Below are 25,285 nucleotides of genomic sequence, written 5' to 3'. Positions count from 1 at the left end.
ACTCGCCGCGCCTCGCTCACCCTCGTCAAGGTGACCGCGAGGGGCACCGGGGGCGGGGTGGACGTTCTGCTCCTGCGCGTCGCGGCTCCTGCGCCGGATCTACCAGGGGGCCCGGGTGGCCCCATGACCCTGCAAAAAGAGGGACGTCGCCGGTCGCTTCGCGCCCGGCTCCGGAGACCTCGACACGCTTCGCGGTCTCGGGCATGGTCGAGACCGATCACGTCGTCTCCCCCTGGCCCCATGACCCTGCAAAGGGGTGGCCCCATGACCCTGCGACGTGGCAGAGAAGAGCCCCTGACCTCACGGGTCAGGGGCTCTTCTTCTGCGTCCGGAGGGGGACTTGAACCCCCACGCCCGATAAAGGGCACGAGCACCTCAAGCTAGCGCGCGGTATTCGCAGGCGTTTCAGGCGTGGAAGGCGCCGGTCGGTGAGCACCGCCTCATGGATGCGACGATCGGATGGGCTTGGTCGAGGTTCGATCAGCCCCAGGCTCCCCGCCAATGCGCCTGTTCGCGCGCTCTGCGCCGCACCAGCGTAACGTATACAATATTACGCTGAGCTCGTCCAAACGCCGTGCGAAGGTGCCAAGCAAAGCGGCGCGGCGAAGGGTGAGCCGGTAGCGAACGCGGTTGTCAAGCGACAGCAACTTTTCCTGACGCTCTACACCCTATAACGCCAGTCGTTGGGCCGTAAGAGCGCGGGGACGCAGGCACGATCCCGAAACAGGCGGCAGCGTATCAAACGGTCCAGCAACAGGCCGGCGAGCAAAGAAGAATCCCTCGGCGCTGCGCCGTCAGGCCAGTCGCCGACCCCGATCGGTGATGCCGCGGGCCCTTCACCTCAGGCGACGCGGCGGCGGAGGGCGCCCCGTTGGGCCACACCGGAGCCGCCCTCGGCGGCGAAACAGGCGGAAGTTATCGAAATCGCTACTGTTTCCGGCGGCCGCTCGCCATCGACCGGTTTTTCTGGCGGGATTTCTGACACGCGAGCTAAGGATAGTTCAGCTCAATGATGTTGCCGTCGGCGTCGACCGAGAGCTCGAACTCCACACCCCCGATCACGATGTTCGCCTCGTAGGAGAGCTTCCCGTCGTGCAGCTGGGGATGCGGATCGCGTAAGGTTCTATACGTCAACCAGCGCGTGCAGCGTGGCTGTACGGTGGGACGGCCACTACGAGGAGATTGATTTTCGGATCGCGTTTGGATTTCCTGACCCTGGGGCATCCGGAGACATGCTCCGGTGCCAGAAATCCAATGGATGCTCACCCTCGAATCATGCCTGTCTCCAGGTACTACGCCAACGTGTAGCCGATCTTCGGCCGGGGCGTGTCCGCACATGAGGCAGGCTGTCAGCTTGGCTTGCGACGCTTCGTCGGGTCGTACTCCTCCTTGCTCTTCCACATGGCCTTGCTCTTCCACATGGACAGAGCGATGGCAGCGCCGCGACCTGCGCGGCCGTGGAGGTCGAGGGCGCCGCCCTGACGGCGGCCCTCGGGGGCGTCGCCGCGTTCGCGCTGCCCGGCGGGCGCATCCTCGCGGTGGGCTCCGAGGCCGGCGACGACGGGCCGACGCGGAGCTTCCTGGTCCACGTCGCGGCGGCGCAGGTCGAGGAGCTGCCGCTGCGGGCGCCGCGGCGAGGCGCTGCCGTGGTGCCCGCGCCGAACGGGACGCTCGCGCTGCTCGGCGGGGTCCACGCGGACGGGACGCCGGCGCTGACGCTCGAGACGTTCTTCCCAGAGTGAGCGGGCGACAGGCGGGCTCGCCGGGCCGGCGCAGGCGCAACGGCACGCCTGATGCGAGGCTCGTCACGAGAGCGCGGTCACGCTCCGTACCGCCGAAGTCCGGCGCCATGCCCGCATACCCATCCATGGTGCGCACGGCTCGGAGCTCCCGGGATACGCGCGGGGCGGGTCGTTCACGGTGTCTTCACATATCGAAACAATTCCTTCGCTCACGTAACACAATTTTGTCACAGGATCTCCATCCACCACGCGACCACGGGAGTGAATCGATGGATATTAGATTCCTTACGACCACGGCGACGGCCGTTGTGCTGGCCACCGCGACGCTTCAGGGCTGCGGCGACTCGACCCCTGACGCCGACGGAACCACGGGGGCGACCGCCAGCACGGGGATGGGAGGTGGAGGCGCAGGGGGAGCGGGCTCGGGCGGCGAGGAGGACGACGCCAAGGAGGACCCCGACTACGATGCTGCGTTTCCGCAGGACCGCGTGCCCCGCCTCGATATCACCATCACGCGGGAGAACTGGCAGGCCATGCTCGACGACATGACCGCCCAGGTGGGCGCCTTCGGCGAGGGCGGCCTCGGCGTCCCGGGCGGGCCGGGCGGGCCGGGCGGCGACGGCGGCAGCGTCCCGGGCGGGCCGGGCGGCGACGGCGGCAGCGCCCCGGGCGGCCCCGGCGCGCCGCCGCAGGAGCTCTTCGACGCGTGCGCCGGGCTCACGCTCGGCGACGCCTGCGCCGCGCAACTCGCAGGGAACGAGCTCGCGGGGACATGCGCCGAGTACAGCGACGGCAGCCTGTTCTGTGAGCCGAGTGGTGGGCCGGGAGGGCCGGGAGGGCCGGATGGCGGCAGCATCGATCTGATCGACGATACGCCCATCTACGTCGAGTGCGACGTCGCGACCGAGGACCGGGAGTGGCATCACGTCGGCATCCGCTTCAAGGGCAACTCCAGCCTGGCCATGCCCTGGTCGCAGGGCAGCTGGAAGCTCCCGCTCCGCCTCTCGTTCGATAAGTTCGAGGACGATTACCCGGAGATCAAGGACCAGCGGTTCTACGGCTTCAAGAACCTGAGCCTGGCCAACGGCACGGGGGATCAATCCCTCGTGCGCGAGAAGATCGCGACCGAGATCTTCGCCAGAGCGGGCGTCCCGTCGCCGGCGACCGCCTTCTACCGGGTCTTCATCGACCACGGAGAGGGGCCCACCTACTTCGGGCTGTACACCGGGATCGAGCTCCCGTCGGACAAGGTGTTCCTGAAGACCCAGTTCGACAACGACGAGGGCAACGTCTACAAGCCCGACGGCGCCGGCGCGACCTGGGCCACGTGGGATCCGGACACCCTCGGCAAGGAGAACAATAAAGACGAGGCCGACTTCTCGGACGCGCAGGCGCTCTTCGACGCGCTGCACGCGGACCGGACCGACGCCCCGGCGTGGCGCGCCGGGCTGGAGGCTCACCTCGACGTCGAGGGCTTTCTGCGCTGGCTCGCCGTCAACACCGTGATCGAGGACTGGGACCAGTACGGCCGCATGGCGCACAACTACTTCCTGTACGCGGACGAAGACAGAGACGGCCAGTTCCGGTGGATCCCCTGGGATCACAGCTTCGCGTTCGCGACGAGCGGGGGATTCGGCCGGGGGCTGTCCCTCTCGCTGGACGAGTTGACCGACGAATGGCCGCTGATCCGCTTCCTCCTCGACGATCCGGTCTACGCCGAGATGTACCGGGACAACCTCGCCCAGACCGTGCAGGTCGATTACGAGCCGGCCGCCGCCGAGCAGCGCTTCCGCGAGGCGCACGCGCTGATCGCACCGTACGTCGTCGGCCCGGAGGGCGAGATCGAGAAACACACCTTCGTGGAATCGGAGGCCTCGTTCAACGAGGCCCTGGACGAGCTGATCGCCCACGCCAGCACGCGCCAAGAGGACGTGACCACGTTCCTCGGGCAGTGACGCACAGGGATCGCTGACCGGCGAGCGCCGCGCGGAAGGGTCATATGAACGAGCTGTTCGAGCCTGTCATCACCGGGAGCGTCTTCGAGTGGCGCAGGGCCGTCGTGGCCCTCCTGCTCGCCTTCGGGCTCGGCCAGGTGATCGCCGCCGTGTACATGGCCACCTTTCGCGGCCTGTCGTACGCGCGGACCACCGTGCATGGGATGGCCATGGGCAGCATCATCACCTGCATGCTGATGCTCGCCATCGGCGCCAACATCGCCGCGGGCATCGGCGTCGCGGGCGGCCTGAGCGTGGTCCGCTTCCGCACCACCATGCGCGATCCGCGCGACATCATCTTCGTCTTCGCGGCGCTCGGCGTGGGCATGGCGAGCGGCCTCCAGGCCTACGGCACCGCCATTGCGGGGACGTTGATCTTCGGGGGCGGGGCCGTGCTCCTGCACGTCACGGGCTACGGCGCGCGCCGGCAGCCGGATGGACTCCTCCGCTTCGTCGCGCCCTCGGGACAGGGGGTCGAGGAGGCCATCGCCAGGATCCTCCGCGCGCACTGCCGCACCTTCTCGCTGGTGACGCTCCGCGAGGCGGCGCAGGGCACGGTCATGGAGCACGCCTACCAGGTCAGCGTCCTCGCCCCCGAGCTCCGCACCCCGCTCGTCACCAGCCTCCAGGCCCTCCCGGGGATGCGCGACGTCTCCCTGCTGCTGCAGGAGCCGACGCTGGATCTCTGAATCAGGGGCCTCGGATACCCACGCTCCCGCCGGTCCCTTCCGGCTGCTTCTTGCGCGCCGCGTGGCGCCAGAGACCCAGAACGAGCTTTGAGGGCAGTGGACCAGTGCCGTTGATTCATTGCGCTGTTCAGCGCGCGAGGATCCTTCCATGATGATCACCCACCGACTCCGCGCGGCGCTCCAGGACGCCGCCCCCTGGATTTGCCTTGTCGCCACCCTCGGCGTCACCTCGTACCTCCATTTCGGCGGCGACGATCGCGGGCCCATCGTCGGCTTCGAGCAGCCGGTGCTCCAGGCGCTCGCCCCCACCGAGATCGCGCGGGTGGCGTCGATCCACGTCGGCCTCAACGACGAGGTGGCCCCGGGGCAGATCGTGGCCACGCTGGACACCTCCGCGATCGACGCGGAGATCGCCGTCGCCCAGGCGGAGGCGGCGCAGCTCGAGGCCGAAGCGCGGGCCGAGCAGTCCCTCCTCGCCCACGAGCTCGACCTGACCGTCGAGGAGCTTCAGCGCGATCTGGCGCGGCAGCGCGAGGAGCAGCTCCAGGCGAGCGCCGAGGCCCAGGTGCTCGGCGACGAGGTCGCCAGGGTCAAGCAGCTCGTCGAGGACCGGCTGGCGGTCGTCGACGACCTCTCCAAGCTCGCCGTGCAGCAAGCCGGCGCCGCGGCCCTCGCCGCGGAGAAGCCCCGCACGCTCGGCCTCCTCTCCCGGCAGATCCAGGTCGCCAAGCAGCGCCGGCAGGAGGCGGAGGGGCAGCCGTCCGCGGCCGCGGCCAAGCTGGAGGCCGACCTGCTCGTCGCCCGGCGCAACGTCGAGATGCTCGAGCAACGCCGGGCGGGCTACGCGCTCCGCGCCACGAGCGGCGGGCGCGTCGCCGGCATCGACAAGCAGGTCGGCGACGTGGCCGCGCCCGGCGAACCGGTGGTGCGCGTGGTGAGCCCGCGCGGCGCCGTGGTCGCCTGCGTCCCGGAGCGCTCCGCCCTCGGCCTCGCCGAGGGGGACGCCGCCCGGCTCTGGGTCCGCGGCCGGCGCGGCGAGCCGCTCCCCGGCAAGATCGCCGCGCTGGGCCCGCTCGTCGCCGAGCTGCCCATGCGCTGCTGGACGTCGCCGCGGCAGCCCATGTGGGGCCGTGAGGTCACCATCGCGCTCGAGTACCCCGTGGACGTCCTCGCCGGCCAGGCGTTCGACGTGGTGTTCAAGCCCGGCCACGCCGCGCTCAGCGCCGCCCCGTCCTCCGCCGCCCCACCGTCGCCCGCCGCAGCGGTGCGCGCGCTCGCCATGCGGGTGCCGCCGGCGCTCTCGCAGCGATCGCGGTTCGAGCCCTCGGGGCTCCTCGTTCGCCCCGCCGAGGGGCGCTACCTGATCATCAGCGACGACACGGGCCATGACGGCAAGGACGACGAGGGCGCGCCGTGGCTCTTCGCGATGTCCGCGACCGGCGCCGTCGACCCGGAGCCCGTCGTGGTGCAGGGCGTCGACGAGCTCGTCGACGTCGAGGGGATCGCCGCCGGCGACGCGGGCGAGATCTACCTCCTCTCCTCGCAGAGCTACAACAAGAAGGGGCGGCGCAAGCCGGGCCGCACGGCGCTCCTCCGCCTGCGCAGCGACGGTCAGGGCTTCCGCGTGGACGGCGAGGTCCACCTCGCCGAGATGCTCGACGCGAGCGCCGAGCGCGCCGCGGCGCTCGGGCTCCCGCGCGGCACGCGCGAGCTCGACATCGAGGGCATCGCCTTCAACCAAGGCTCGCTCTACCTCGGGCTGAAGGCCCCGCTCGACGCGCAGGGCAACGCGATGATCTGGCGGGTCGCGTCGCCGGGCGCGCTCTTCCCGGAACGGCGGCCCGCGACGGGCACCGCCGGCAGGGGCAAGGGCAAAGGAAGCGAGCCCCCGGCCGACCCGAAGCTCCTCGAGGACGCCGGCCTCTCGCTCTGGGCGCGCGCGCGCGTCGACGTGGATCTCGCGGGCCGGGCCACGCCGGGCGGCATCTCCGATCTCCTGTTCCTGCCCGACGGCTCGCTCGCCATCGCGTCGACGCCCTCCACGGCGGACGGCGACGCGGGCGCGCTCTGGCGGGTCGACGGCCCGCAGCCCGGCGCCCTCGCCCCGCGCCTCGTGCAGCGCTTCCCTGGGCTGAAGCCCGAGGGGATCGCCCCCTCGCTGTCCGCGGGCAAGCTGATGGTCGTCTTCGACGCCGGCAGCAGCGCGCCGTCTTTCCAGGAGCTCTCGTGGGACCGCTGAGGGTCGAGCGCGTCCTCCTCGCCGCGCTGGGCCTCGCGCTCGCGGGCTGCTACGCGCCGAGCAGCGCGCCCGGCGTCGAGCGCGCCGTCGCCCTCTACCGCCAGGACCGCGCGCGCGGCGGCGCTCACCCCGCGCCGCGAGGAGGCCCTGCGCTCCGCCCCGCCGCGCGCGCGGCCGCGGGCGCGGCTCCCGGCACGCTGACCGTGGACCAGGCGGTGGCCATGGCCAGGGACAACAGCCCGCGCCTCGCCGAGCTCACCGCCCTCGCGGACGCGGCCGAGGCCGCGGCCGCGGCGGAGAGCCACCACGAGAACCCGGAGCTCCGCGTCTCGCAGCTGCGCCTCGACGAGGTCCTCGCCGGCGAGCCACGGCTGGCAGCCGGGGTCCGCTTCCGCCCCGCCCGCCCGGGCGAGATCGACGCCGAGGTCGCCGCGGCGCGCGCCGAGGAGGCCGCCGCGCGCGCGGAGGCCCACGCCGAGGTGCTCGCCGTCGAGGCCGACATCCGCTGGCTCTTCGACGACGCGATCCTGCTCGAGGCGGAGATCGCGGCCGCGGACGCCGTCGTCGCGGTGCGCCGGGCCATCGCCGCGAACGCCAAGACCCGGGTCCAGGCTGCCGCGGCCACGGCGCTCGACGAGGCCAAGGCTGAGCTGTCCGCGATCGAGGCGGAGCAGGATAGCGTGGACCACCGCGCGCGCCTGCGCGCCGTGCGCGGCGAGCTCCTGGAGCGCGTCGGGCTCGACCCCGCCGCGCCCGTGCGCCTCGTCGGCGATCCGCTGGCCGCGTGGCCGCCCCCCGCGCTCCCCTCGGAGGACGCGCTGATCGAGACGGCGCTCAGAAACCGCCTCGAGGTCGCCGCCGCGGCCGCGCAGATCGACGCCGCCGACGCGCAGGCGTTCATCGAGCGCCGCAAGCGCTGGCCCTGGTTCTCGTTCCTGGAGCTCGGCTACGAGTTCTCGCCTGGCACCGAGCGCGGGCTGGGCTGGACGTTCGAGGCCGGCATCGAGCTGCCCATCTTCAACTCCAACCGCTCGGCTACCCTCGCCGCCGAGACGGCGACCCGCGCGGCGCGGAGCGGCCTCGCCGCCCAGGTGAGGCTGGTGGCGCGCGAGGTGCGCGCGCGCCTCCGGGAGGTCGAGGCCGCCGCGACGCTGGTCACCGAGCTCCGCGCCCGGGCGCTCCCCGTCGCCGAGCGCGCGGCCACGGCGGCCCGGCGCGCCCTCGAGGACCGGGCCCTCCCCGCCGTGGACGCCCTCTCCACCGACGAACAGCGCCTGGAGATGGAGATCAAGCTCCTCGAGCTCCTGCGCCGCCATCGCACGGCGCTCACCGAGCTGCGCCGCGCCGTCGGCGGCCACCTCCCCGCGGCGCCGGGCGGCGCCGCGCGACGATGAAGATGAAGGGTGGTTGATCGGCGGCTCACCCGCCGCGCCCGCCCCTCCTCGGCGATCGCTCCCCCGGCAGAGTCAGCTCCGCGTTCACGCCATAACAGTACTTCGAGAACGAATAGCGGATGAGTTCGAGGCGCTTGACCAGGGCGACCATCCACGCCGGCGGCCGCCGCTCGAACTTGAGTTCGAGCACGGTGACGGGCTCCGCCGTCCGCGTCTGCGCCGTATGATCGATGGGCCGCCACCTCCGCGGATCTGCCTCCAGATCGAGCGAGTCCCAGCTCTGAACCGCGATCTTGCGATCGAACGTCAGCCGCGCGTACGCCTCGACCTCGCTGATGAACGCCTCCCGCTCGTACTCGACGAGCACCGCGGGGCGCAGGTGGTGGCGGTGATACGGGGCGAGGAAGCGCAGGGCCCCTGCCCGCGCCGCGGGTGGGAGCGCGGAGAGCGCCGTGTCGTGCCCTGCGAGCACCTCGCGCCACAGCTCCGCCGGCACGGCCGCGCGCGTCTTCACGATGACGTCCAGCACCCGCCGCTTGACCTCCAGGAACACGGGGCTCGCCTTGCTCCCCGGGTAGACGCGGGCGCGCAGCTTGAAGCGATCCCCCTGCTCCCGCTCGTTGGCCCAGTAGAGGTCGAAGCGGTCGGTGTCGAAATAGAGCGACCGGATGCGGTACGTCCCGTCGGGCCCGGCGTATTTGTCGATGCGCGAGGTCGTCCGCGCCGCGGCGCGGATCGCCGGGATGAGCCGATCCGGGATCAGGTATTTGTACTCGTAGCGCTCGATGATGCTGTCCATGGCGGAAGGAGAGCGGCGCGCGCTCAACGTGCTCGATCGTAAGATCGACGGTGGGACTCGCAAGAGGAGGAGGAGGCGAGTCCCATTGTTTTCATTTATTAACGAGGTGTTTTGGTTCGTTTGCGCGCGTTGACGCGCCCCGGGATCCCGGATTATTCAACTCGGCATGGGACTGACCCAGGACGCCTTCTTCTTCGACGCCCTCGCCGAGCACGCGCAGAAGAGCGCCACGGCGAGCAAGCTCCTCCTGCAAATGCTCGACCAGCTGGAGGACGCCCCGGTCATCGCCAAGAGAATTAAGGAGATCGAGCACGAGGGGGACCGGATCACGCACAGCTGCCTGGCTGCGCTGCACAGGACCTGGATCACCCCCCTCGATCGTGAGGAGATCCACGCGCTGATCACCCGGCTCGACGACGTGCTCGATTGCATCGAGGCCGCCAGCGAGCGTATCGTCCTCTTCGAGATCAAAAGCGCGATAGCGGAGGCGCGCCTCCTCGCGGAGTCGGTGGTGGCCGCGTGCGTCACCATGAGCGCGGCGACCAGCTCGCTCCGCGACGTGAAGAACCGCGCCCGGCTGCTCGAGTTCTGCGTCGAGATCAACCGCCACGAGAACGCCGCCGACGCGCACTACCGCGTGGCCCTGGCGGCGCTCTTCAAGCAGGGCAGCGACCCGCTGCTCGTGATGAAGTGGCGTGACATCTACGATCAGCTCGAGAACGCCACTGACCGGTGCGAGGACGTCGCCAACGTCATCGAGGGCGTGGTGCTCGAGCACGCATGACGACCTACGTCATCGCCATCATCGTCGTCGCGTTGGCCTTCGACTTTATCAACGGCTTCCACGACGCCGCCAATTCCATCGCCACCGTGGTCTCCACACGGGTGCTCTCCCCGCGGAGCGCGGTGGTCTGGGCCGCGCTCTTCAACTTCATCGCGTTCGCCCTGTTCGAGCCGACGGTCGCCCGCAACATCGCCAAGGGCGTCGAGCCGGCCTTCATCACCCCCAACGTGATCCTCGCGGCGCTCGCCGGCGCGATCCTCTGGAACCTGCTCACCTGGTGGTGGGGCCTGCCCTCGTCGTCCTCGCACGCGCTCATGGGCGGCTTCGCGGGCGCGGCCGTGCTCAACGCCGGCCGCGTCTCCGTGCTCGACGCGAAGATCTTCGGGACGACCGCGGCGTTCATCGTCGTCTCGCCGCTCGTGGGTTCCGCGCTCGGGTTCGCGCTGATGCACGCCATCCGGCGGCTCGGGCGGCGCTCGGCGCCTGGCACGGTGGACGTGCGGTTCCGGCGTCTGCAGCTGCTCTCGGCAGCAGCCTATTCGCTCGGGCACGGCGGCAACGACGCGCAGAAGACCATGGGCATCATTACCGCGCTGCTCGTCTCGACCGGCGTCCAGGAGGGCGGCGCGAAAATGCAGCCCATGCTCTGGGTGGTGCTGGTCTGCCACGCCGCCATGGGCCTGGGCACGCTGTCGGGCGGGTGGCGGATCGTGAAGACCATGGGGATGAAGATCACGAAGCTCAGGCCCGTGGGCGGCTTCGCCGCGGAGACCGCGGGCGCGGCCACGCTCTTCAGCGCGACCGCGTTGGGGGTCCCGGTGAGCACCACGCACACCATCACCGGCGCGATCGTCGGCGTCGGCGCTGTGAGCGGCCGGCTGTCGGCTGTGCGCTGGGGCGTGGCTGGCCGCATCGTCTGGGCCTGGATCTTCACCATCCCGGCCTCGGCGCTGCTCGCTGCCCTCACCTACGCCGCGGCCCGCGCGGTGACCGGAGCGCCCTGACCGAGGCCTGCAAACGCGGGGGCCGGGGCGCCGTGCTCGCCTCGAGGCGAGCTACACAATCGCTCACAATCCGTTCACACCTCCAGAACAGAGATCCCGCAGGCTCGGGGATACAGCTCTATGGAAAAGAAAGTCTCCTCGCTGTTCGCCCTCGCTCTCTTCACCATGCCGATCTCGGTCACCGCCTGCTCCAGCGAGCCTCCGGCGCAGGACCCGTCCACGGCGCAGGGAGGATATACCCAGCAGGGAGCCGCGCAGGCATACCCGCAGCAGGGGTATCCGCAGCAGGCATACCCGCAGCAGGCATACCCGCAGCAGGGGTATCCGCAGCAAGGATACCCGCAGCAAGGGACCACCACGGCGCCCACGACGACGGCGACCGCGGCAGGAACCACGACAAACCCTTTGGCGTTGCCGTGTCAGTCCGACTCGAGCTGCGGGACGCACAGGTGCAACCTGACCGCGCAACGATGCTCGTTCCCGTGCGCCGGAGCGCAGGACTGCGCGGCCGGCAACAACTGCATGATGGGCCTCTGCGTGCCCGGGGCGGCCCAGTGACGCCACGCGAGGCCCGCCGGCTCGGGCCTGGAACGTCGTTATCCCCCGACCGCCGGTGGCGGTGGCTTCCTCGAAGCGCTTAGCCTTCGCCGCGATCGTGCGCGGGCATCGAACGAGCCGCCGGCGCGCGCGCGATCGGGAGCCGCACGCGCGCGCGCGTCCCTTCGTTCGGGGCGCTCACGAGCTCGATCTGGCCCCCGTGGGCGTCGACGATGCGCTTCGCCAACGTAAGGCCGAGCCCCAAGCCTCCAGTCGCGCGGGTGCGGCTCCTGTCGGCGCGAAAGAACGGTCGAAATGCGCGCGAAAGGTCCGCGGCAGCGATGCCGATGCCTTCGTCGATCACCTCGATCGAGACCTCGCTCCCACCGCGCGCGACTAGCTCGATCGCGGCGGAGGTCCGCTCCGTGTACTTGTGAGCGTTCTCGAGCAGATTGTCGATGACGCGCCGAAGGAGCACGGCGTCGGCGTCGATCGAGGGCAGATCCTCGGGCACGTCGAGCCGCAGCGTCCGCTTCGGATGCGCCGCGCAAAAGCGCGACGCCGCGTGCGCGAGCAGACCGGCGACGTCCACGTGCTCGCGCCGGAGCGGGGGAATGCCGCCTGGCGAGGCGGCGTCCTCGAGGTCGAGCCGCGCGGCGGTGAGGACGTCGGTGATGAGCCGCTCGAGCTCGTCGAGGTCGCCGCAGACGTCGGCGAACAGCTCCTGCGCGACGGCGACGTCTCCCTCCGCCTCCGAGATGAGCGCGAGCGCCATCCGGATGCGCGACAGGGGCGTGCGCAGCTCGTGCGAGACGTTGGCGAGCAACTCCCTCTCGGCCCGCAACAGCTCGGTCACACGATCGGCCATCTCGTCGAAGGCGCGGGACACCTCGCCAAGCTCGTCCCGGCTCGGAAGGACGGCGCGGGCTTTCAGGTTGCCGCCGCCGAAGGCGCGCGCGGCAGCCGACAGCTGGCGCAGCGGGCGCGTGAGCGTGCGCGCCAGGAGCCACGACGAGACGCCGACCACGAAGAGGACGAAGGCGATCACGCGCAGCCCGCTGAACGGCGGCGGCGGCGGCGGGGCCATCAGCTCGACGAGCCCCTCCCGGCCGTCCGGAAAGCGGAGCGGAGACGTATGGCAGCGCGGTGTCTCGGAATCCGGCGGCCAGGCTGAGCCTGTCGGGACGCAGCGCAGAGCCCCCGCGGGGGCGCCGCTCGCGCGGACCGCGCCGTCCGGATCGATCACGGTGATCGTGGCGTTCAGCTCTTCGCTCGCGCTCGCGAGGACGCCCTCGAGCGCGCGCGGATCGTCGATCGAGCGGGCGATGACGCTGGCGATGAATCGGAGCTGTTGCCTACCGGGGTTCTGGCCGGTCCGCCGGTTCAGCTCCATGACGGCGATGAAGCCGGCCACGACGACCGCGATCTGCGCGAGCCCCACGAGGTAGATGCGGAGCGCCAGCCGCCCGCGCAGGAGGTCCCGGATCGCCATGCTTCACGCGTCGTCGGCGAAGAGGTAGCCGATGCCGCGGACGGTCTTGATGATCCGGGGGCTCCTCGGATCGTCGCCGAGCTTTCTGCGCAAGTGGGAGATGTGCACGTCGATCGACCGATCGAACGCCTCGTCGGCGCTGCCCCGCACGAGCTCGACGAGCTGCTCGCGCGTGAGCACGCGCCCTGCGCGCCCGGCCAGCGTGTAGAGCAGCTGGAACTCGTAGGTCGTGAGCGACAGCTCGGCGCCGCCGAAGATCGCCCGCCGCGCGGCCGGATCGACGGTGAGCGAGCCGGTGACGAGGCGGCGCTCCGAGGTGGGGCCCGCGAGGCCGCGGGCGCGCCGCGCCTGCGCCCGGATGCGCGCCAAAAGCTCCCGCGCCGAGAACGGCTTGGCGATGTAGTCGTCCGCGCCTCCTTCGAGGCCCAGCACGCGATCGGTCTCCTCGCCCCGCGCCGTGACCATGATGATCGGCGTATCGACGCGGGCGCGGAGCTTCTGGCAGACCTCGATGCCGTCGATCTCGGGGAGCATGAGATCGAGGAGGATGACGTCGGGACGCTCGCGCAGGACGCAGGCGATGCCCTCGCGAGCCTCGGCCACGACCGTGACGCACATGTTGTGCGATTGGAGGTACCGCGCCGTGAGCCGCGCGAGCTTCTCGTCGTCCTCGATGTACACGATCGACGCCGCGCACCTCTCAACTGCCATTGTCACCGCAGCGTAACATTCGCGCGCCGGGCGGGGAAGCCCGTTAACCGTTGCTTAACATGGATGGAGCGGGCATGCGGCCACGAGCGTTGCACGCGCACCGAGGCTCCCTGCCCGCTCGCAGGACTCACGCAGCGTCCCCCGCCGCCGCCGGCAGCGCGATCCGCGCCGTCTTCCCCTCGCCCACGCGGCTCGCGATCTCCAGCCGGCCGTCGTGCGCCTCGACGATCCGACGCGCCAGCACCAGGCCGAGGCCCACCCCCGGTCGCGCGCTCGTCACCGGGGCCGCCCGGGGAGACATCGAGCGAGCTCGGTGCCGTCATCTGCGCCCCGTACATGGCGCCCGAGAGGCAGGCGGCCGCAGCGTCAAGGTCCGCGCCGCGGCGCCGGTTGTCGAGCTGAGCAAGCGACCCGTCCCGAACAGAGCGGTGCCACCAGTCGCTAGGTGCGGGCTTCGTTGAGGCATGCACCCGGTACAATCGCGGCATGAACACTCCCGAACGAGCAGGTGCACTGTCCCTCGGTCTCGGCGTCATCGTCGTCGGCGGCGTGGCGATGTCCAAGCCGATAAACGTCAATTGGGGCGACGGCTGAGGTTTCCTCTCGGTAGCGCTGCTAGGCTACTCTGCACTAGTTCTGGGCTACGAGCTAGCCATCCGCGCAGCGGCAAATTCCCGAGAGGATCTGGGTTCACTGCGGTCGCTGTTCAGCATTGCCGTGTCGGGACTGCTGACGATTCCACTCATCATCGTCTGGATGCTGGCGTCACGCAGTTCACGCGGTTGGTCCATGGCAGTTGATTTGATGATGCTCGTGGTCGTTTCAACCGGCGCATCCGGCGTAGTCGGTCTGATTTATGGGGGGGCTCGCTCGGCTGGAAAACAGCCACAAACAAATGAAATCATTGACAATTCTCCCGGCCCTACCTAATCATCACAAAAATCCTGGCGGGAATTCTTGCCCGCTCCCGGGGCCACCCGGACATCGGGTCCGCGAAGTCGAAGAACCGCAGCTCGTACGGGCACGCCCAGACGCACCCTTCGACGACGAGCATCGCGACCGACGGCTCGAACCGCATGTCCACCCAGCAGAAGCCGACCCCTTCCCTCGCCTCCTCCGGCAGGTGGTCTCGGCGCTTCCCGGTGTCGAGCTCCACCACGGTCTGGCCCTGATAGTCCTCGCCGCACACCAGGTAGTCGTGGCCGTTCGGGTGCGCCTCGACGAAGAGGAACGGGAACGACCCGAAGTTCCGCTGCACGACGGCGATGGGGTCGGCAGCGCCCGCCCTGTAGACCGCGCCCTGGGTGTAGTCCCAGGTGCCGTGTCCGGTCGAGTAGCTCGAGACCACGAGCCTGTACTTCCCCGTGGGGCTCGAGCTCTCCTCGCGCGAGCCCTCTTCCTCGTTCTCCGGTCGGAAGAACGCCGCGTTCTCGGCCGCGCGGTCCGCTGATTCGTCCGTCATGTCTCCTCCACGCTCACGGCCTCCGAACTGTACCAGCCGCGCGACTGACACAGTGCTTTCGCGCGGCGCGGCCCCTGTGCCTTCACCGGCGAGCGCCGCCTCCTTACGCTCTGGCCCATCCCCGACCGGAGCTTCCCCCCATGACCGAGCTCGTGCCCCTTGCGACCTATTGCTTCGTGATGTCCAGCACCCCCGGGCCGAACAACATGATGCTCACCGCCTCGGGCGCCAACTTCGGCTACCGCGGGACGCTGCCGCATGTGCTGGGCATCAGCGTGGGCGGCGCGGTCCAGACCTTCGTCACGTGCCTCGGCCTGGGCGCGCTGTTCACCGCGTACCCGGCGCTCCACGGCGTGCTGCGCGTGACCGGCGCGCTGTACCTGCTCGTGCTGGCATGGCGGCTGACCGGCGGCGCCGCGCTCAAGGGCGCCGAGGTGCCGCGGCCGCTGTCGTTCGCACAGGGGGCGCTGTTCCAGGCCGTCAACCCGAAGAGCTGGGTCAAGGCGGTCACGCTGGCCTCGGTGTTCATGCCGGCGGGCATGGGCGCTGCGAGCGGCGCGCTGCTCGTGTCCGCCGTCGGCCTCGTCGTCATCTTCCCGTGCATCTCGGCGTGGGCGCTGTTCGGCGTGGCGCTCCGGCGATTTCTGACCGATCCGCGACGGCAGCGGGTGTTCAATGGCATCATGGCCGGCGCGCTGGCGGTGCTGGCGCTCCTGTTCCTGCGCTGACCCATGTTCTCGCTCGACCGCGACTCCGCCGTTCCCCTGGCCGACCAGATCGAGGCGCGGCTGCGCGCGCTGATCGAGGGCGCGCGGCTGCCGCCCGGCGCGCGGCTGACGTCGATCCGCCAGCTGTCCGGTCAGCTGGGCGTGAGCCCCAACACCGTGGTCGCGGCCTACGATCGGCTGGCGGCGGCCGGGCTCGTCGAGTCGCGCGGCACGTCCGGCTACTTCGTGTGCGAGGCGGCGTCGCCGATGCCGAGCGAGGCGTGGCTCGAGGCCGGGGAGGAGCAGGAGCCGGTGTGGCTGGCGCAGCAGTCGAACGACCAGCGCGCCGGCGTGCTGCTGGCGAGCAGCGGCGCCCTCCCGGCGAGCTGGCTGAGCGACGCCATCCCCGCGACGGTGCTCCAGCGCGCGCTCGCCCGGAGCGACGCCGGCATGGCGGCGCGCTGCCCGCCGCAGGGGCTGCCCGCGCTGCGCGAGCGGATCGCGACGCTGCTGCGCGCGCAGGGCATCCCGGCCGACGCGGGCCGCGTGCTCACCACCTGGGGCGGCACGCACGCCATCGACCTGATCTGCCGGAGCACCCTCCAGCCGGGCGACGCGGTGCTCGTGGAAAACCCCGGCTATTTCCTGATATTCGGCCGCCTGCGGCAAGCGGGCTACCGCATCGTGCCGGTCGCGCGGAGGCCCGACGGCGTGGATCTCGGGGCGCTGGAGGCGGCGTGCCGCGAGCACCGGCCCAAGCTGATGTTCCTGCAGAGCGTGCTGCACAACCCGACCGGCTGGGGGTCGAGCGCCGCCAATCTGCACCGCGCGCTGCTGATCGCGCACCAGCACGGCGTGCTCATCGCCGAGGACGACGTGCACGGTCACTTCCACCCCGGGCACCCGACGCGGCTGGCGCAGCTCTCGGGGCTGGACGGGGTCGTCTATTATTCGAGCTTCTGCAAGGCGCTGAGCCCGGCGCTGCGCCTGGGCTACATCGCGGCCGAGCCGGGGCGGCTGAAGCCGCTCCTGCGCGAGAAGATCTACTCGGTGCTGACGACCGGCGCGCTGAACGAGCTCGTGCTGCTGGAGGTGCTGTCGGCCGGCAGGTGGCGCAAGCACATCGACCGGCTGCAGCAGAAGCTCGGCGCGGCGCGGAACGCGGCGGCGCGCCGGCTGCGCGACGCCGGCGTGCTGCTCGACCATCCGGGCGAGGGCGGGCTGTTCCTCTGGGGCGCGGTGCCGCGCGGCGTGGACGTCGACGAGCTGGTGAAGGACGCTTATCTCAACAAGATCCTGCTGGCGCGCGGGGCGACGTTCATGGCGGACGGGGCGGGCGATCCGCACCTCCGGTTCAACGCGGTGTTCAGCCAGCACGCGCGGGTGGCGGAGTACCTGACGCAGCGGTTCGCGGCGGTGGCGAGCGCGCGGGGGGCGATGGAGAGGGCCGGGGTGGTGGCGTAGCGGGCCGGGGGGCGGCCGCCGGCGTCACGCCTGCTGGGAGGGATCGCGCGTCGCCGGCGTGGGTGGCGCTGGCTTACGGGTCCTCGCTCACGCGCGTCTCGCGGACCTCGTAGTGCTGCGATCGGGCGTCGAAGCGGGCGAGGACCTGGCGCGCCTTGGCTGGCACGTACGCGGTCTCGTAGGCCTCGCCGGCGAACGCCTTCACGTCCTCGATCGAGTCGAACCCCATGATGGTGACGAACTCGACCTCGTCTCCGAGCGGGCGCCGGAGCAGCTCGATGCGGCGGAAGCCTCTCACCTGCTTCGCCAGGATCCCCGGGAAGATCTCCGTCTTGAGCAGGGCTTCGTACGCGTCTGCGTTCTCGGGGGTTGTCCAGCCGTGCCAGATCCGTCGAATCATGCGACCTCCTGCAGCAGCGCGCCCGGGGTACGCGATCGATGCCCCGCGCTGCGGGGCGTACGAAACGCCAGAGCTCTCGCCCCTGTCAAGCGCGCCGCAGCAGACGCGCCCTCGAGGACAGCCGGAACGCCCGATGCGACGCGACGCGCTCGCGACCGATCACTTGTGCGTCGGGACGATCTTCTTGAGGGTACCGTCGTCGTTGAAGTAGGCGCGATCCACGCATGTCGATCGCCGGTAGCTGCCGCCGGTCGGCAGCCCGGCGTTGTGGTACGTGAGGTAGCTGGCCCCCTTGAAGTCGAAGAGCGACTGGTGAATGGTGTCGCTGTTCGGCACCCGGTCCAGGATGACGCCCCGATGTTGCCACGGCCCTTCCGGCGATGTGCTGGTGGCGTAGGAGATGGTCTCCGGGAACCCGGAAGCGTACGTCAAGTAATAGAGGCTGCCGTGCTTGGAGAGGAACGGCGCCTCGGTGTAGCTGGGGATGTCCTTGAGCACATGGATCTGGGCGCTGCCGAGGCTGCGGTTCTGCATCTTCCCGCTGCCGTCGGTGGTGTAGGTCTCCCCCTTCAGGTGGATCATATCCTGCTCGAGCTCGACCCAGTACAGGACTTTATTTCCCCAGTACATGTAGACCCGGCCGTCGTCGTCGACGAGGACTGTCGGGTCGAGGTTGCGCCACGAATGCTCTGCCGTGCCCTGGGTGTCGGCCAAGAAGATGAGCGGGACGCCACGTGCGTCCTTGAACGGTCCTTCCGGCTTGTCCGCGACCGCGACGCCGATCGAGATCCCGTAGCCGGACTGGCCGCCCTCCACCGGCGCGTAGAAATAGAACTTCGGGTTGCCGTCCTTGTCGTCGCGATGGACCACCTGCCCCGCATTGGCGTTGCCCGTCGACTCGCCGCCGCGAGCCCAGGAGAACACATCGTAGCGCATCACCGCGCCCTTGTTCTCCCAGCGGACCATGTCGGACGAGGTCCAGAGCCGGTAGTCGAACATGCGATAACCGCTCGCCCCCTCGGCCTGCTCGTCATGGCCGGTATACAGGTAGACCTTGTTGTTCCAGACCATCGCGGCGGCATCTGCGGTAAAAATGGGGTCTCCAGGACCGCTCGTCGGATCTGGCGCGTCGTACTTGATGATGGGATTGTCGAACTCCGTCGGTGGTGGCGCGTCGTCCGCGCCGCCGGTGCCGCCGGTCCCGCCGCCGCCCTCCCCGGGATCGATCGTCCCGCCCGTGCCGCCGCCGGTGCCGCCGGTCGTGGCGGAGCTGCCGGTCGTGGCGACGCTGCTGGTGCTGCCGGTCGCGGTGGTGCCAGTTCCTGCCTGTCCACCGGCGCCTTCGGCCTGTCCACCGGCGCCTCCGGCGCCGCTCGACGCTTGGCCCGACGAGTCGCAAGCCGTGAGCCAGAGCCCAGCGATGACGAGCGCCAGAGACTGCGCTCCTAAGAAAGGGAGTTGTCGCCTCTTCATGATGGACCTAGCCGGCCGGGGATCTGCGAGGTTTCGCCGCCCAAAGCGGGATCACGCCCCTGAATGAGCAAGGATCCGAGCCGGAGACCCTATTGTTAACGTTAACATAACCGATGTCAAAGCAAAATGACCCTCGCGGGGCTCTCGACCGCGACGGGTGCGCAGCGGCGGCCGGCCACGGCGTCCGCGTGAGCTGTCCCAGGAGAGCTCGTCTCGAGCTCCTCCGGGAGCACGGAAGGGAGCGCCTCGGGCACGGGAGGCTCCGGTGGTGTCCTGGATGATAGGTGCTCCCCCGCGCGGCCGTCTGGTAGGATCGTCGGTTGCGCTCGTGGCGGTCCCCGCACGGGACGGCTTCACCCTCCCCCAACTCCTGACGAGGTCCTACCATGTCTACCACCGGTCGTCGCCATCGTGGTCTGGTCGCCTGCCTTTCCCTCGCCGCGCTCGCTGCCGCCGGGTGCGGCCCTGAGGCGGAGCCGGCGGCCCTGGCGGATGACGCATCCGAGGAGGCGGCGCTCGAGGCGCACGCGGCGCCGATGGCCGGCCACCACGCGGAGCACGCGAAGAAGAAGTGCCGCCGCCACGTCGGCGTCCACGAGGAGTGGTCATCCGTGGCGCCGCTGCCCCAGGCGCGCGAGCGGCACATCGCGCTGCTCATGCCGGACGGCCAGGTGATGGTCGCCGGCGGCAGCGGCGACTACCCCTACCCCACGACGGTCGACTTCTACAATCCTGCCACGGACACGTGGACGATCGGTGACGCGCTGCCCTACCCGATGTCCCCCGTGGGTGCGGCGCTCCTGCAGGACGGCAGGGTGCTCTTCAGCCCGGGCGGGCTGGTCTACGATCCGAGCACGGGAGCGACGACGAGCGTCCCCTTCACCCCCGCCGAGGCGGCCCGCGGCTGGGAGTTCGCCCAGACGGCGCTGACCCTCTTGCCGAGCGGGCTTTTGCTGCGCACGGGCGGCAGCGACGACGACCGCGTGCTCAAGGAGGCGGTGCTCTACGATCCTGCCGCGAACACCTGGTCCAGCGCAGGGTCGATGTCGGTCACGCGCCACCTGCACACGGCGACGCTGCTCCAGGACGGTCGGGTGCTCGTCGTCGGCGGCTACACGTTGAACGGCAACGAGATGCCCGAGGGTCGCACCAGCGTGGAGATCTACGATCCGGCCACGGGCGCGTGGACGGCGGCGGCGCCGACGAACCTGCCCCGCATGCAGCACACGGCCACACTGCTGCCGAGCGGGCGCGTGCTGGTGGTCGGAGGCGGCGGCAGGATCTACGGCGGCACCGAGGAGGAGATCGTGGTCCTCGTCGACGCCGGCGAGACCGCCGAGATCTACGACCCCGCGAGCGACACGTGGACGTCGACCCCGCCGCCGAATTTCCGCCACACCTGGGCGTCCGCCGTGGCGCCCCTGGATCACGGCCGCGTGATGGCGGTCGGCAGCGAGGGAGCCGAGATCTACAAGGAGGCCAACAACACCTGGACGGTGATCGACGAGCCGATCCAGAGAGGCTTCCACACGGCGACGACGCTGCAGGACGGGTCGGTGCTCGTCACGGGCGGGTATGACGCGACGTACTTCGTCAACCCGCCGACGCTCGCGAGCGTGGAGCGCTACGGGGGCTGCAAAAAGAGGCATTGACGCGTTCACGCCCCAGCGCCGGCGCTACCGCGGGAGCAGGGCGATGATCCGAAGCGGTCCCCCCGAGCCGCCGCGGATCTTCATGGGCAGCGCGAACACGAGGGCGCCGCGCGCCGGCAGCGCCTCGAGCGAGGCGACGTTCTCGAACGCGGGGATGTCGGCGCCGAGGAGCACCCGGTGCGCGATGAAGTCCCTCGACGGCCCGTGATCGATGCTCGCCGTGTCGATGCCGACCGAGGCCACCTTCCGCGCGACGAGGGCGCGCGCGGCGTCCTCGCCGATGCCGGGAAAGTGCAGGTTGGACGCGTCGCCGCGCCTGTCGTCGCCGAGGTAGCGCTTCCGATCGGGCCAGCGGCTCCCCCAGCCGGTGCGGATCAGCACGACGGTCCCGGGCGCGATGGCGCCGTGTTCCCGCTCGAAGGCCTCGATGTCGGCCCTCGTCACGCGGTAATCGGCGTCCTTCGCAGCGGCTGCCGACACGTCCACGACGGCGGCCGGCGCGACGAGGCGCGAGATCGGCACGGCGTCGGCGGTGCTCTTGCCCTCCGCGAAATGGATGGGCGCGTCCAGGTGCGTCCCGCCGTGCTCCGGCGCGCAGAAGTCGTTCGAAGCGTAGAAGTATCCAGCCTCCGTGGGGCCGTGGTGCACCCGATTCAGCACGAAGCCCGTCGCGGCTGTCGGCCAGTAAATCGTCGTGTCGTCGAACGGGTACGTGAGATCCACGAACCTCGCTCCCTCGGGCAGGCGCAGCCCGCCCTGGGTCGCGGCCGCCTTGGGCGTCGAGGCCTCGTTCCCGGCGGCGCACCCGCTCGCGAGCGCGAGCGTCACTGCGGTGAAGAGCGCACAGAACATCGCACGTGCCATGGTTCCCTCCCGGATCCCGACCGGAGGCCCGAGACGCCGCGCCCCCGCGTCGTGTGAGCGCCAAGGCTACGCCCCGGCGAGGAATCGACGAGAAGTAAACCGCCAAGGCGCGCCAAGAACGCCAAGATATTGTCTTTTTCTTGGCGTCCTTGGCGCCTTGGCGGTTCGAAGCTCTGCGCTCTCAGGCAGTTTCAGCTCGTTGGTCGCAGCAAGCCCACCAGGCGGGCAATCACGATCCCGATCGACGCCCGTCGGTCAGCGTCCACGCGCTCCAGTGGGCGTAGCGCCCGGACATGTGCTCGCGCCTCCACCGGCGCTCGACCAGCGCCTGCGCGAGCACCTCGCGCAGCCAGCCGTGGGTGACCGCGAGCACGCTGCCGCGCTGGGCCGCGAGCCCGATCAACCACTCGGCCGCCTCGGCGGCCTGGCGCTGCTGCGCCGCGGGCGGCGGCTCGGCGCGGAGCGCCCCGTAGGCCTTCCGGAGCCCGATCGCGAGCGCCCAGACCGCGAGCGGCGCCCGCGCGTTGCCCAGCGGCGGCGCCGGCTGCTCCAGCTCGCGCAGCAGCGCCGACGTGGCGATCTCGCCGCCGGGGAGGAGCAGCTCGGCCGAGGCGCGGGCGCGCGGCAGATCGCTCGCCACCACCGCGCCCGCCTGCGTCGCCAGGGCCCGGAGCGCCGGCGGCGGGCTTTCCCCGGGCAAAAGGCCCGCGGCGTCGTAGGCGTCGCGCCAGCGCTGGAACCCGGCGGCGTCGATCCAGCCGGTGTGGACGTGCGCCGAGCGGCCGTGCCGAACCAGGATGATGCGCGCGCTCAACGTCGGTCCTCGCGGCGGCCGCGGCCGGCGCGCGCCGGGTCGGTCGCCGGCAGCTCCCCGAGGAGATGGTCGACGCAGGTCCGGACGGCGGCCGTCAGGGCTCGATGCGCGCGATAGACGAGGCTGACGCCCCCGGCCTCGGCCTCGTAGCCCCTGAGGACGCGGACGAGGCGCTTCGCGGCCACGTCCTCGGCGCAGAACACCTCCGGAAGCATCGCGATGCCGATGCCCGCGAGCGTCGCGCGGTAGGCGGCGGAGGACTCGCTCACATAGAAGCGGGGCTCGAAGGCGAAGCGCCGCCTCCGGCGCCCTTGCCCGAGCGTCCACGTGGCCATCCCCTCGGTCGCGTGCAGCGCGATGCAATCGTGGCGCGCGAGGTCCTCGACCCGCTGGGGAACGCCCCGCGCCTCGAGGTAGCGCGGGCTTGCGTACAGCAGCTTCCGCGTCGCCCGCCACAGCTCCCGCGCCACGAAGTCGGTCGTGTCGTCCACCTTGCCCGGGACGATCGCGATATCGAAGCTCCCGGCGAGGAGATCGACACGCCGCGAGTCGATCTCGAGGTCGACCGACACGCGGGGATGCTTCGCGAGGTAGGTGCAGACGGCGCTCGCCACCGCGGCGCCGAGGGAGACCGGCGCCACGATCCGCACGCGCCCGCGCGGCTCGCTCTGGAGCTCGCGGACGTGATGCGTGCCTTGCGCGAGGTCGTCGATCGCCCGTTCGGCGTGGCCGAAGTACGCGCGCCCGGCGTCGGTGAGCCGCAGCCGCCGCGTCGTTCGCTCCAGGAGCCGGACGCCGAGCGCGGACTCGAGCCGCGCGATGCGCCGGCTCACCGTGGAGACCGGCACCCCGCGCTCGCGGGCGGCGGCCGAGAAGCTGCGCGCCCGGACGACCCGCACGAGGAGCGCGGCGTCGTTGAGGTCCAGATCGATCTGTGCGTCCACGGCAACAGTTCCTTCCCTCCAAGCACACTAATGCGCTCCGGCGGCGGGCGCTAGGTTCGACCCCGTCAAGAGCGCCACCGTCACGGGCCGCGCGGCGCATGGAGAGCCGCGTGGTCCTCGGGACGATTGCGCACGGTCGCTGCGCCCGACGCGGCAGGAGGTTGTCATGATCATCGTCACTGGAGCCAACGGTCAGCTCGGCCGAGCCATCACGGAGCGGCTCCTTCAGCGTGTGCCCGCCGCTCGGCTCGGCGTCAGCGTGCGCAACCCGGAGCAGGCCAGCGCGCTCGCCGCGCGCGGCGTCCGCGTGCGTCGGGGGACCTTCGAGGACCCCGCGAGCCTGCGCCACGCCTTCGAGGGCGCGTCGCACGTCCTGATCGTCTCCGTCGACAGCGCAGGCGAGGCCGCGGTACGCCAGCATGGAGCCGCGATCGAGGCGGCGCGCGCGGCGGGCGCGCACCGCGTCCTCTACACGAGCCACATGGGCTCGAACCCGGCGTCCCGCTTCGCGCCGATGCGCGACCACGCAGCCACCGAGGCCTTGCTGCAGGGGTCGGGGGTCGCTTTCACCTCGCTCCGCAACGGGTTCTATGCCGCGTCCGCGCTCATGCTCCTCGAGCGGGCGCTCGAGACCGGCAAGCTCGTCGCGCCAGAGGACGGCCCGGTCTCGTGGACCGAGCACGGCGACCTGGCCGACGCGGCGGTGATCGCGCTGACGGACGAGGCGCGCCTCGGGGGGTCGACCCCGCCGCTCACCGCCTCCCCCGCCCTCGACCTCGCGGAGATCGCCGCGATCGCCTCGGAGCTCCTCGGGCGCTCGATCACGCGGGTGACCGTCAGCGATCGAGCGTTCCGAGCGGACATGGTGTCTCACGGCGTCCCCGAAGAACGGGCGGACTTGCTCCTGGGCCTGTTCGCGGCGAGCCGGGAGCGCGAGTTCGCCGCCGTGGATCCGACGCTGGAGCGCCTGCTCGGCCGAGCGCCGATGTCCATGCGTCACTACCTGGCGGCGCGCCTGTCACGCTGAGGCGCCGGGCGCGACTCGCCTGTCAGCCCCGAGGCTCCTTCATCGCCTCTGCTTCATGAGGGCGAGCACGTCCACCGCATTGACGAGCAGGTACTCGAACTTCCCCAGCGCGTGGAGCTTCCTGATGTCCTCGGAACGCGCGGTCTGACAGCCGATCGAGCTGAATCCGAGGCCCGGATGAAAGAGCACCTGATCCATCCACGCCCCCATCCCCTCCGACACCTGCCCTCCGGAGGTGGCCGCCTCGGACGCGCGCATCTCGGCCTCGTCGAAGAGCCCGTCGTGGTTTGTGTCGCGGTATGCGGGGAGCCGCCCGCGGTTCGCTCCCGAGGGGCGGAGGACCATGAGCGCCGGGTGACCCTTGTAGAGGTCGGACCGGGCCTCGACATGATAGTGCCCCGGCCTCAGCATCCCGACGTCGGGACGGCGATCACCGTCGAAGTCCGGAGAGGCCATCGAGATCGTCTGGTACGGGTGCGTCGCGCCGCGGAACTCGTACACCTTCTCGTCGCCCTGGAAGCTCAGCAGCACGAACGCGTCGTCGTACTCGCTCCGGCTCCTCACGATATGGGTCCGCAGGCCGAAGAGCCGGACGCCGCGCAGGCCGAGCAAGGTCGTCCTCGATCCCGCGGGGTCGTGCCCCACCAGCTTGCACAGCATCGTGTAGTGCGCGAGCCGGGCCTCCGGCGGCGCGTCCTCGGCCGGCCAGAGCGGGCCCGCGTCGACGGCGCCCATCTGTTCGAGGATGAGCGGGTGCGTCGTCGGTCCGATCTTGCCGTCGACGGAGAGGTCGAAGCGCCGCTGGAACCATGCGATGCGCTGCACGAGCGCCTCGGTGTAGGTGCGCTTGCTCTCCTGCTGGTCGACGCCGAAGAAGCCCCGCAGCATGACCAGCAGGTCGAGCGCGCGGGCGTCATTGTATCTCGCTGCCTCGATCGCCTGGGCCGTCGTCAATACATCGCTCATCGTGCAACCTCCCCGCCGCTTCGCGTGACGGACGCGGATCGCGCGCCCCAGGGACAACGTACCGTGATCTCGTCACGAAGGTCCATGCCGAGGTTGCCCGGAGCGCCGTCCAAGACGCCAGACCAGA

Annotated in this window: 24 protein-coding genes; 12 read left to right on the top strand and 12 right to left on the bottom strand. The window is 70.8% G+C overall.

Translation table 11 applies throughout. The annotated features are described in order from the left end of the window. Positions 1-990: 990 nt before the first annotated feature. A complete protein-coding gene (locus WME98_RS44075; RefSeq protein ID WP_437947613.1) occupies positions 991-1,134 on the bottom strand; it encodes a hypothetical protein in 144 nt (47 codons plus the stop codon). A 323-nt stretch (positions 1,135-1,457) separates the two neighbouring features. Between WME98_RS44075 and WME98_RS44070 the strand changes: the two genes are divergently transcribed. The 5 genes from WME98_RS44070 to WME98_RS44050 all read left to right on the top strand — a co-directional run bounded on the left by WME98_RS44070 (position 1,458) and on the right by WME98_RS44050 (position 8,058). Next, positions 1,458-1,742 (top strand): hypothetical protein, encoded by a 285-nt coding sequence (locus WME98_RS44070; protein WP_437947612.1) that lies wholly within the window; start codon positions 1,458-1,460, stop codon positions 1,740-1,742. Positions 1,743-2,011: 269 nt separating this feature from the next. Beyond that, positions 2,012-3,697 (top strand): CotH kinase family protein, encoded by a 1,686-nt coding sequence (locus WME98_RS44065; RefSeq protein ID WP_437947611.1) that lies wholly within the window; start codon positions 2,012-2,014, stop codon positions 3,695-3,697. Positions 3,698-3,741: 44 nt separating this feature from the next. Next, a complete protein-coding gene (locus WME98_RS44060; protein ID WP_437947610.1) occupies positions 3,742-4,425 on the top strand; it encodes a DUF4956 domain-containing protein in 684 nt (227 codons plus the stop codon). A 148-nt stretch (positions 4,426-4,573) separates the two neighbouring features. Beyond that, positions 4,574-6,664 (top strand): HlyD family efflux transporter periplasmic adaptor subunit, encoded by a 2,091-nt coding sequence (locus WME98_RS44055; protein WP_437947609.1) that lies wholly within the window; start codon positions 4,574-4,576, stop codon positions 6,662-6,664. Next, the gene (locus tag WME98_RS44050; RefSeq protein ID WP_437947608.1) at positions 6,652-8,058 is read left to right on the top strand and encodes a TolC family protein; all 1,407 of its coding nucleotides are present in this window, start codon (positions 6,652-6,654) and stop codon (positions 8,056-8,058) included. The genes WME98_RS44055 and WME98_RS44050 overlap by 13 nt, the downstream gene beginning before the upstream one ends. Before the next feature lie 25 nt (positions 8,059-8,083). On the opposite strand, the gene WME98_RS44045 is transcribed toward WME98_RS44050, so the two are convergent. Beyond that, complete coding sequence (locus WME98_RS44045; protein WP_437947607.1) at positions 8,084-8,857, bottom strand: polyphosphate polymerase domain-containing protein; 774 nt, start codon at positions 8,855-8,857, stop codon at positions 8,084-8,086. A 166-nt stretch (positions 8,858-9,023) separates the two neighbouring features. Here WME98_RS44045 and WME98_RS44040 point away from each other — a divergent pair, with 166 nt between their 5' ends. From WME98_RS44040 to WME98_RS44030, 3 genes are all read left to right on the top strand, one after another. After that, positions 9,024-9,641, top strand: a complete 618-nt coding sequence (locus WME98_RS44040; RefSeq protein ID WP_437947606.1) for a DUF47 domain-containing protein — start codon at positions 9,024-9,026, stop codon at positions 9,639-9,641. Then, positions 9,638-10,645 carry an anion permease gene (locus WME98_RS44035; RefSeq protein WP_437947605.1) on the top strand — a complete coding sequence of 336 codons (1,008 nt, stop codon included), beginning with the start codon at positions 9,638-9,640 and terminating at the stop codon, positions 10,643-10,645. Before WME98_RS44040 ends, WME98_RS44035 begins: the two co-directional genes overlap by 4 nt. A gap of 120 nt (positions 10,646-10,765) precedes the next feature. Then, a complete protein-coding gene (locus tag WME98_RS44030) occupies positions 10,766-11,203 on the top strand; it encodes a hypothetical protein (protein WP_437947604.1) in 438 nt (145 codons plus the stop codon). A 79-nt stretch (positions 11,204-11,282) separates the two neighbouring features. Here WME98_RS44030 and WME98_RS44025 read toward each other — a convergent pair whose 3' ends face one another. The 4 genes from WME98_RS44025 to WME98_RS44010 form a co-directional block, all read right to left on the bottom strand. Next, positions 11,283-12,674, bottom strand: a complete 1,392-nt coding sequence (locus WME98_RS44025) for a HAMP domain-containing sensor histidine kinase (RefSeq protein WP_437947603.1) — start codon at positions 12,672-12,674, stop codon at positions 11,283-11,285. A gap of 3 nt (positions 12,675-12,677) precedes the next feature. Further along, on the bottom strand, positions 12,678-13,385 hold the full coding sequence (locus WME98_RS44020; RefSeq protein ID WP_437947602.1) for a response regulator transcription factor: 708 nt from the start codon (positions 13,383-13,385) through the stop codon (positions 12,678-12,680). Positions 13,386-13,512: 127 nt separating this feature from the next. Next, on the bottom strand, positions 13,513-13,665 hold the full coding sequence (locus tag WME98_RS44015; protein ID WP_437947601.1) for an ATP-binding protein: 153 nt from the start codon (positions 13,663-13,665) through the stop codon (positions 13,513-13,515). A 642-nt stretch (positions 13,666-14,307) separates the two neighbouring features. Next, positions 14,308-14,847: a hypothetical protein gene (locus WME98_RS44010; protein WP_437947600.1), complete on the bottom strand. Its 540-nt coding sequence runs from the start codon at positions 14,845-14,847 to the stop codon at positions 14,308-14,310. A 140-nt stretch (positions 14,848-14,987) separates the two neighbouring features. Here WME98_RS44010 and WME98_RS44005 point away from each other — a divergent pair, with 140 nt between their 5' ends. Further along, on the top strand, positions 14,988-15,575 hold the full coding sequence (locus WME98_RS44005; RefSeq protein WP_020735854.1) for a LysE family translocator: 588 nt from the start codon (positions 14,988-14,990) through the stop codon (positions 15,573-15,575). A 3-nt stretch (positions 15,576-15,578) separates the two neighbouring features. Next, positions 15,579-17,018, top strand: coding sequence for a PLP-dependent aminotransferase family protein (locus WME98_RS44000; protein WP_437947599.1), 1,440 nt, complete (start codon positions 15,579-15,581; stop codon positions 17,016-17,018). A 73-nt stretch (positions 17,019-17,091) separates the two neighbouring features. On the opposite strand, the gene WME98_RS43995 is transcribed toward WME98_RS44000, so the two are convergent. Both WME98_RS43995 and WME98_RS43990 read right to left on the bottom strand, forming a co-directional pair. Then, entirely contained in the window at positions 17,092-17,418 is a 327-nt protein-coding gene (locus WME98_RS43995) for an antibiotic biosynthesis monooxygenase family protein (RefSeq protein ID WP_437947598.1), read from the bottom strand. Between the two features lie 159 nt (positions 17,419-17,577). Further along, positions 17,578-18,489: a glycoside hydrolase family 43 protein gene (locus WME98_RS43990; RefSeq protein ID WP_437947597.1), complete on the bottom strand. Its 912-nt coding sequence runs from the start codon at positions 18,487-18,489 to the stop codon at positions 17,578-17,580. A 788-nt stretch (positions 18,490-19,277) separates the two neighbouring features. Here WME98_RS43990 and WME98_RS43985 point away from each other — a divergent pair. After that, positions 19,278-20,543 carry a Kelch repeat-containing protein gene (locus WME98_RS43985; RefSeq protein WP_437947596.1) on the top strand — a complete coding sequence of 422 codons (1,266 nt, stop codon included), beginning with the start codon at positions 19,278-19,280 and terminating at the stop codon, positions 20,541-20,543. A 24-nt stretch (positions 20,544-20,567) separates the two neighbouring features. Here WME98_RS43985 and WME98_RS43980 read toward each other — a convergent pair whose 3' ends face one another. From WME98_RS43980 to WME98_RS43970, 3 genes are all read right to left on the bottom strand, one after another. After that, complete coding sequence (locus WME98_RS43980; RefSeq protein ID WP_437947595.1) at positions 20,568-21,407, bottom strand: cyclase family protein; 840 nt, start codon at positions 21,405-21,407, stop codon at positions 20,568-20,570. Positions 21,408-21,636: 229 nt separating this feature from the next. Continuing rightward, positions 21,637-22,221, bottom strand: a complete 585-nt coding sequence (locus WME98_RS43975) for a hypothetical protein (protein ID WP_437947594.1) — start codon at positions 22,219-22,221, stop codon at positions 21,637-21,639. Beyond that, on the bottom strand, positions 22,218-23,165 hold the full coding sequence (locus WME98_RS43970) for a LysR family transcriptional regulator (RefSeq protein ID WP_437947593.1): 948 nt from the start codon (positions 23,163-23,165) through the stop codon (positions 22,218-22,220). Before WME98_RS43970 ends, WME98_RS43975 begins: the two co-directional genes overlap by 4 nt. Before the next feature lie 166 nt (positions 23,166-23,331). Here WME98_RS43970 and WME98_RS43965 point away from each other — a divergent pair, with 166 nt between their 5' ends. Then, positions 23,332-24,192 (top strand): NAD(P)H-binding protein, encoded by an 861-nt coding sequence (locus WME98_RS43965; RefSeq protein ID WP_437947592.1) that lies wholly within the window; start codon positions 23,332-23,334, stop codon positions 24,190-24,192. A gap of 39 nt (positions 24,193-24,231) precedes the next feature. On the opposite strand, the gene WME98_RS43960 is transcribed toward WME98_RS43965, so the two are convergent. Further along, positions 24,232-25,158 carry a peptidoglycan-binding protein gene (locus WME98_RS43960; RefSeq protein ID WP_437947591.1) on the bottom strand — a complete coding sequence of 309 codons (927 nt, stop codon included), beginning with the start codon at positions 25,156-25,158 and terminating at the stop codon, positions 24,232-24,234. Between the last annotated feature and the right edge of the window lie 127 nt (positions 25,159-25,285).

Origin of the sequence: Sorangium sp. So ce296 (assembly GCF_051529605.1) — a bacterium.
Lineage (GTDB): Bacteria > Myxococcota_A > Polyangia > Polyangiales > Polyangiaceae > Sorangium > Sorangium cellulosum_D.
Note: the sequence above shows the minus strand (reverse complement) of the source record. Positions and strands in the feature narration are given on the sequence as shown.

Excerpts from the sequence above, each read along its gene's own strand:
- WME98_RS44065 (WP_437947611.1), top strand. The coding sequence starts at position 2,012 with ATGGATATTAGATTCCTTACGACCACGGCGACGGCCGTTGTGCTGGCC.
- WME98_RS44060 (WP_437947610.1), top strand. The coding sequence starts at position 3,742 with ATGAACGAGCTGTTCGAGCCTGTCATCACCGGGAGCGTCTTCGAGTGG.
- WME98_RS44055 (WP_437947609.1), top strand. The coding sequence starts at position 4,574 with ATGATGATCACCCACCGACTCCGCGCGGCGCTCCAGGACGCCGCCCCC.
- WME98_RS44045 (WP_437947607.1), bottom strand. The coding sequence starts at position 8,857 with ATGGACAGCATCATCGAGCGCTACGAGTACAAATACCTGATCCCGGAT.
- WME98_RS44040 (WP_437947606.1), top strand. The coding sequence starts at position 9,024 with ATGGGACTGACCCAGGACGCCTTCTTCTTCGACGCCCTCGCCGAGCAC.
- WME98_RS44035 (WP_437947605.1), top strand. The coding sequence starts at position 9,638 with ATGACGACCTACGTCATCGCCATCATCGTCGTCGCGTTGGCCTTCGAC.
- WME98_RS44030 (WP_437947604.1), top strand. The coding sequence starts at position 10,766 with ATGGAAAAGAAAGTCTCCTCGCTGTTCGCCCTCGCTCTCTTCACCATG.
- WME98_RS44025 (WP_437947603.1), bottom strand. The coding sequence starts at position 12,674 with ATGGCGATCCGGGACCTCCTGCGCGGGCGGCTGGCGCTCCGCATCTAC.
- WME98_RS44020 (WP_437947602.1), bottom strand. The coding sequence starts at position 13,385 with ATGGCAGTTGAGAGGTGCGCGGCGTCGATCGTGTACATCGAGGACGAC.
- WME98_RS44010 (WP_437947600.1), bottom strand. The coding sequence starts at position 14,847 with ATGACGGACGAATCAGCGGACCGCGCGGCCGAGAACGCGGCGTTCTTC.
- WME98_RS44005 (WP_020735854.1), top strand. The coding sequence starts at position 14,988 with ATGACCGAGCTCGTGCCCCTTGCGACCTATTGCTTCGTGATGTCCAGC.
- WME98_RS44000 (WP_437947599.1), top strand. The coding sequence starts at position 15,579 with ATGTTCTCGCTCGACCGCGACTCCGCCGTTCCCCTGGCCGACCAGATC.
- WME98_RS43995 (WP_437947598.1), bottom strand. The coding sequence starts at position 17,418 with ATGATTCGACGGATCTGGCACGGCTGGACAACCCCCGAGAACGCAGAC.
- WME98_RS43990 (WP_437947597.1), bottom strand. The coding sequence starts at position 18,489 with ATGGTCTGGAACAACAAGGTCTACCTGTATACCGGCCATGACGAGCAG.
- WME98_RS43985 (WP_437947596.1), top strand. The coding sequence starts at position 19,278 with ATGTCTACCACCGGTCGTCGCCATCGTGGTCTGGTCGCCTGCCTTTCC.
- WME98_RS43980 (WP_437947595.1), bottom strand. The coding sequence starts at position 21,407 with ATGGCACGTGCGATGTTCTGTGCGCTCTTCACCGCAGTGACGCTCGCG.
- WME98_RS43965 (WP_437947592.1), top strand. The coding sequence starts at position 23,332 with ATGATCATCGTCACTGGAGCCAACGGTCAGCTCGGCCGAGCCATCACG.
- WME98_RS43960 (WP_437947591.1), bottom strand. The coding sequence starts at position 25,158 with ATGAGCGATGTATTGACGACGGCCCAGGCGATCGAGGCAGCGAGATAC.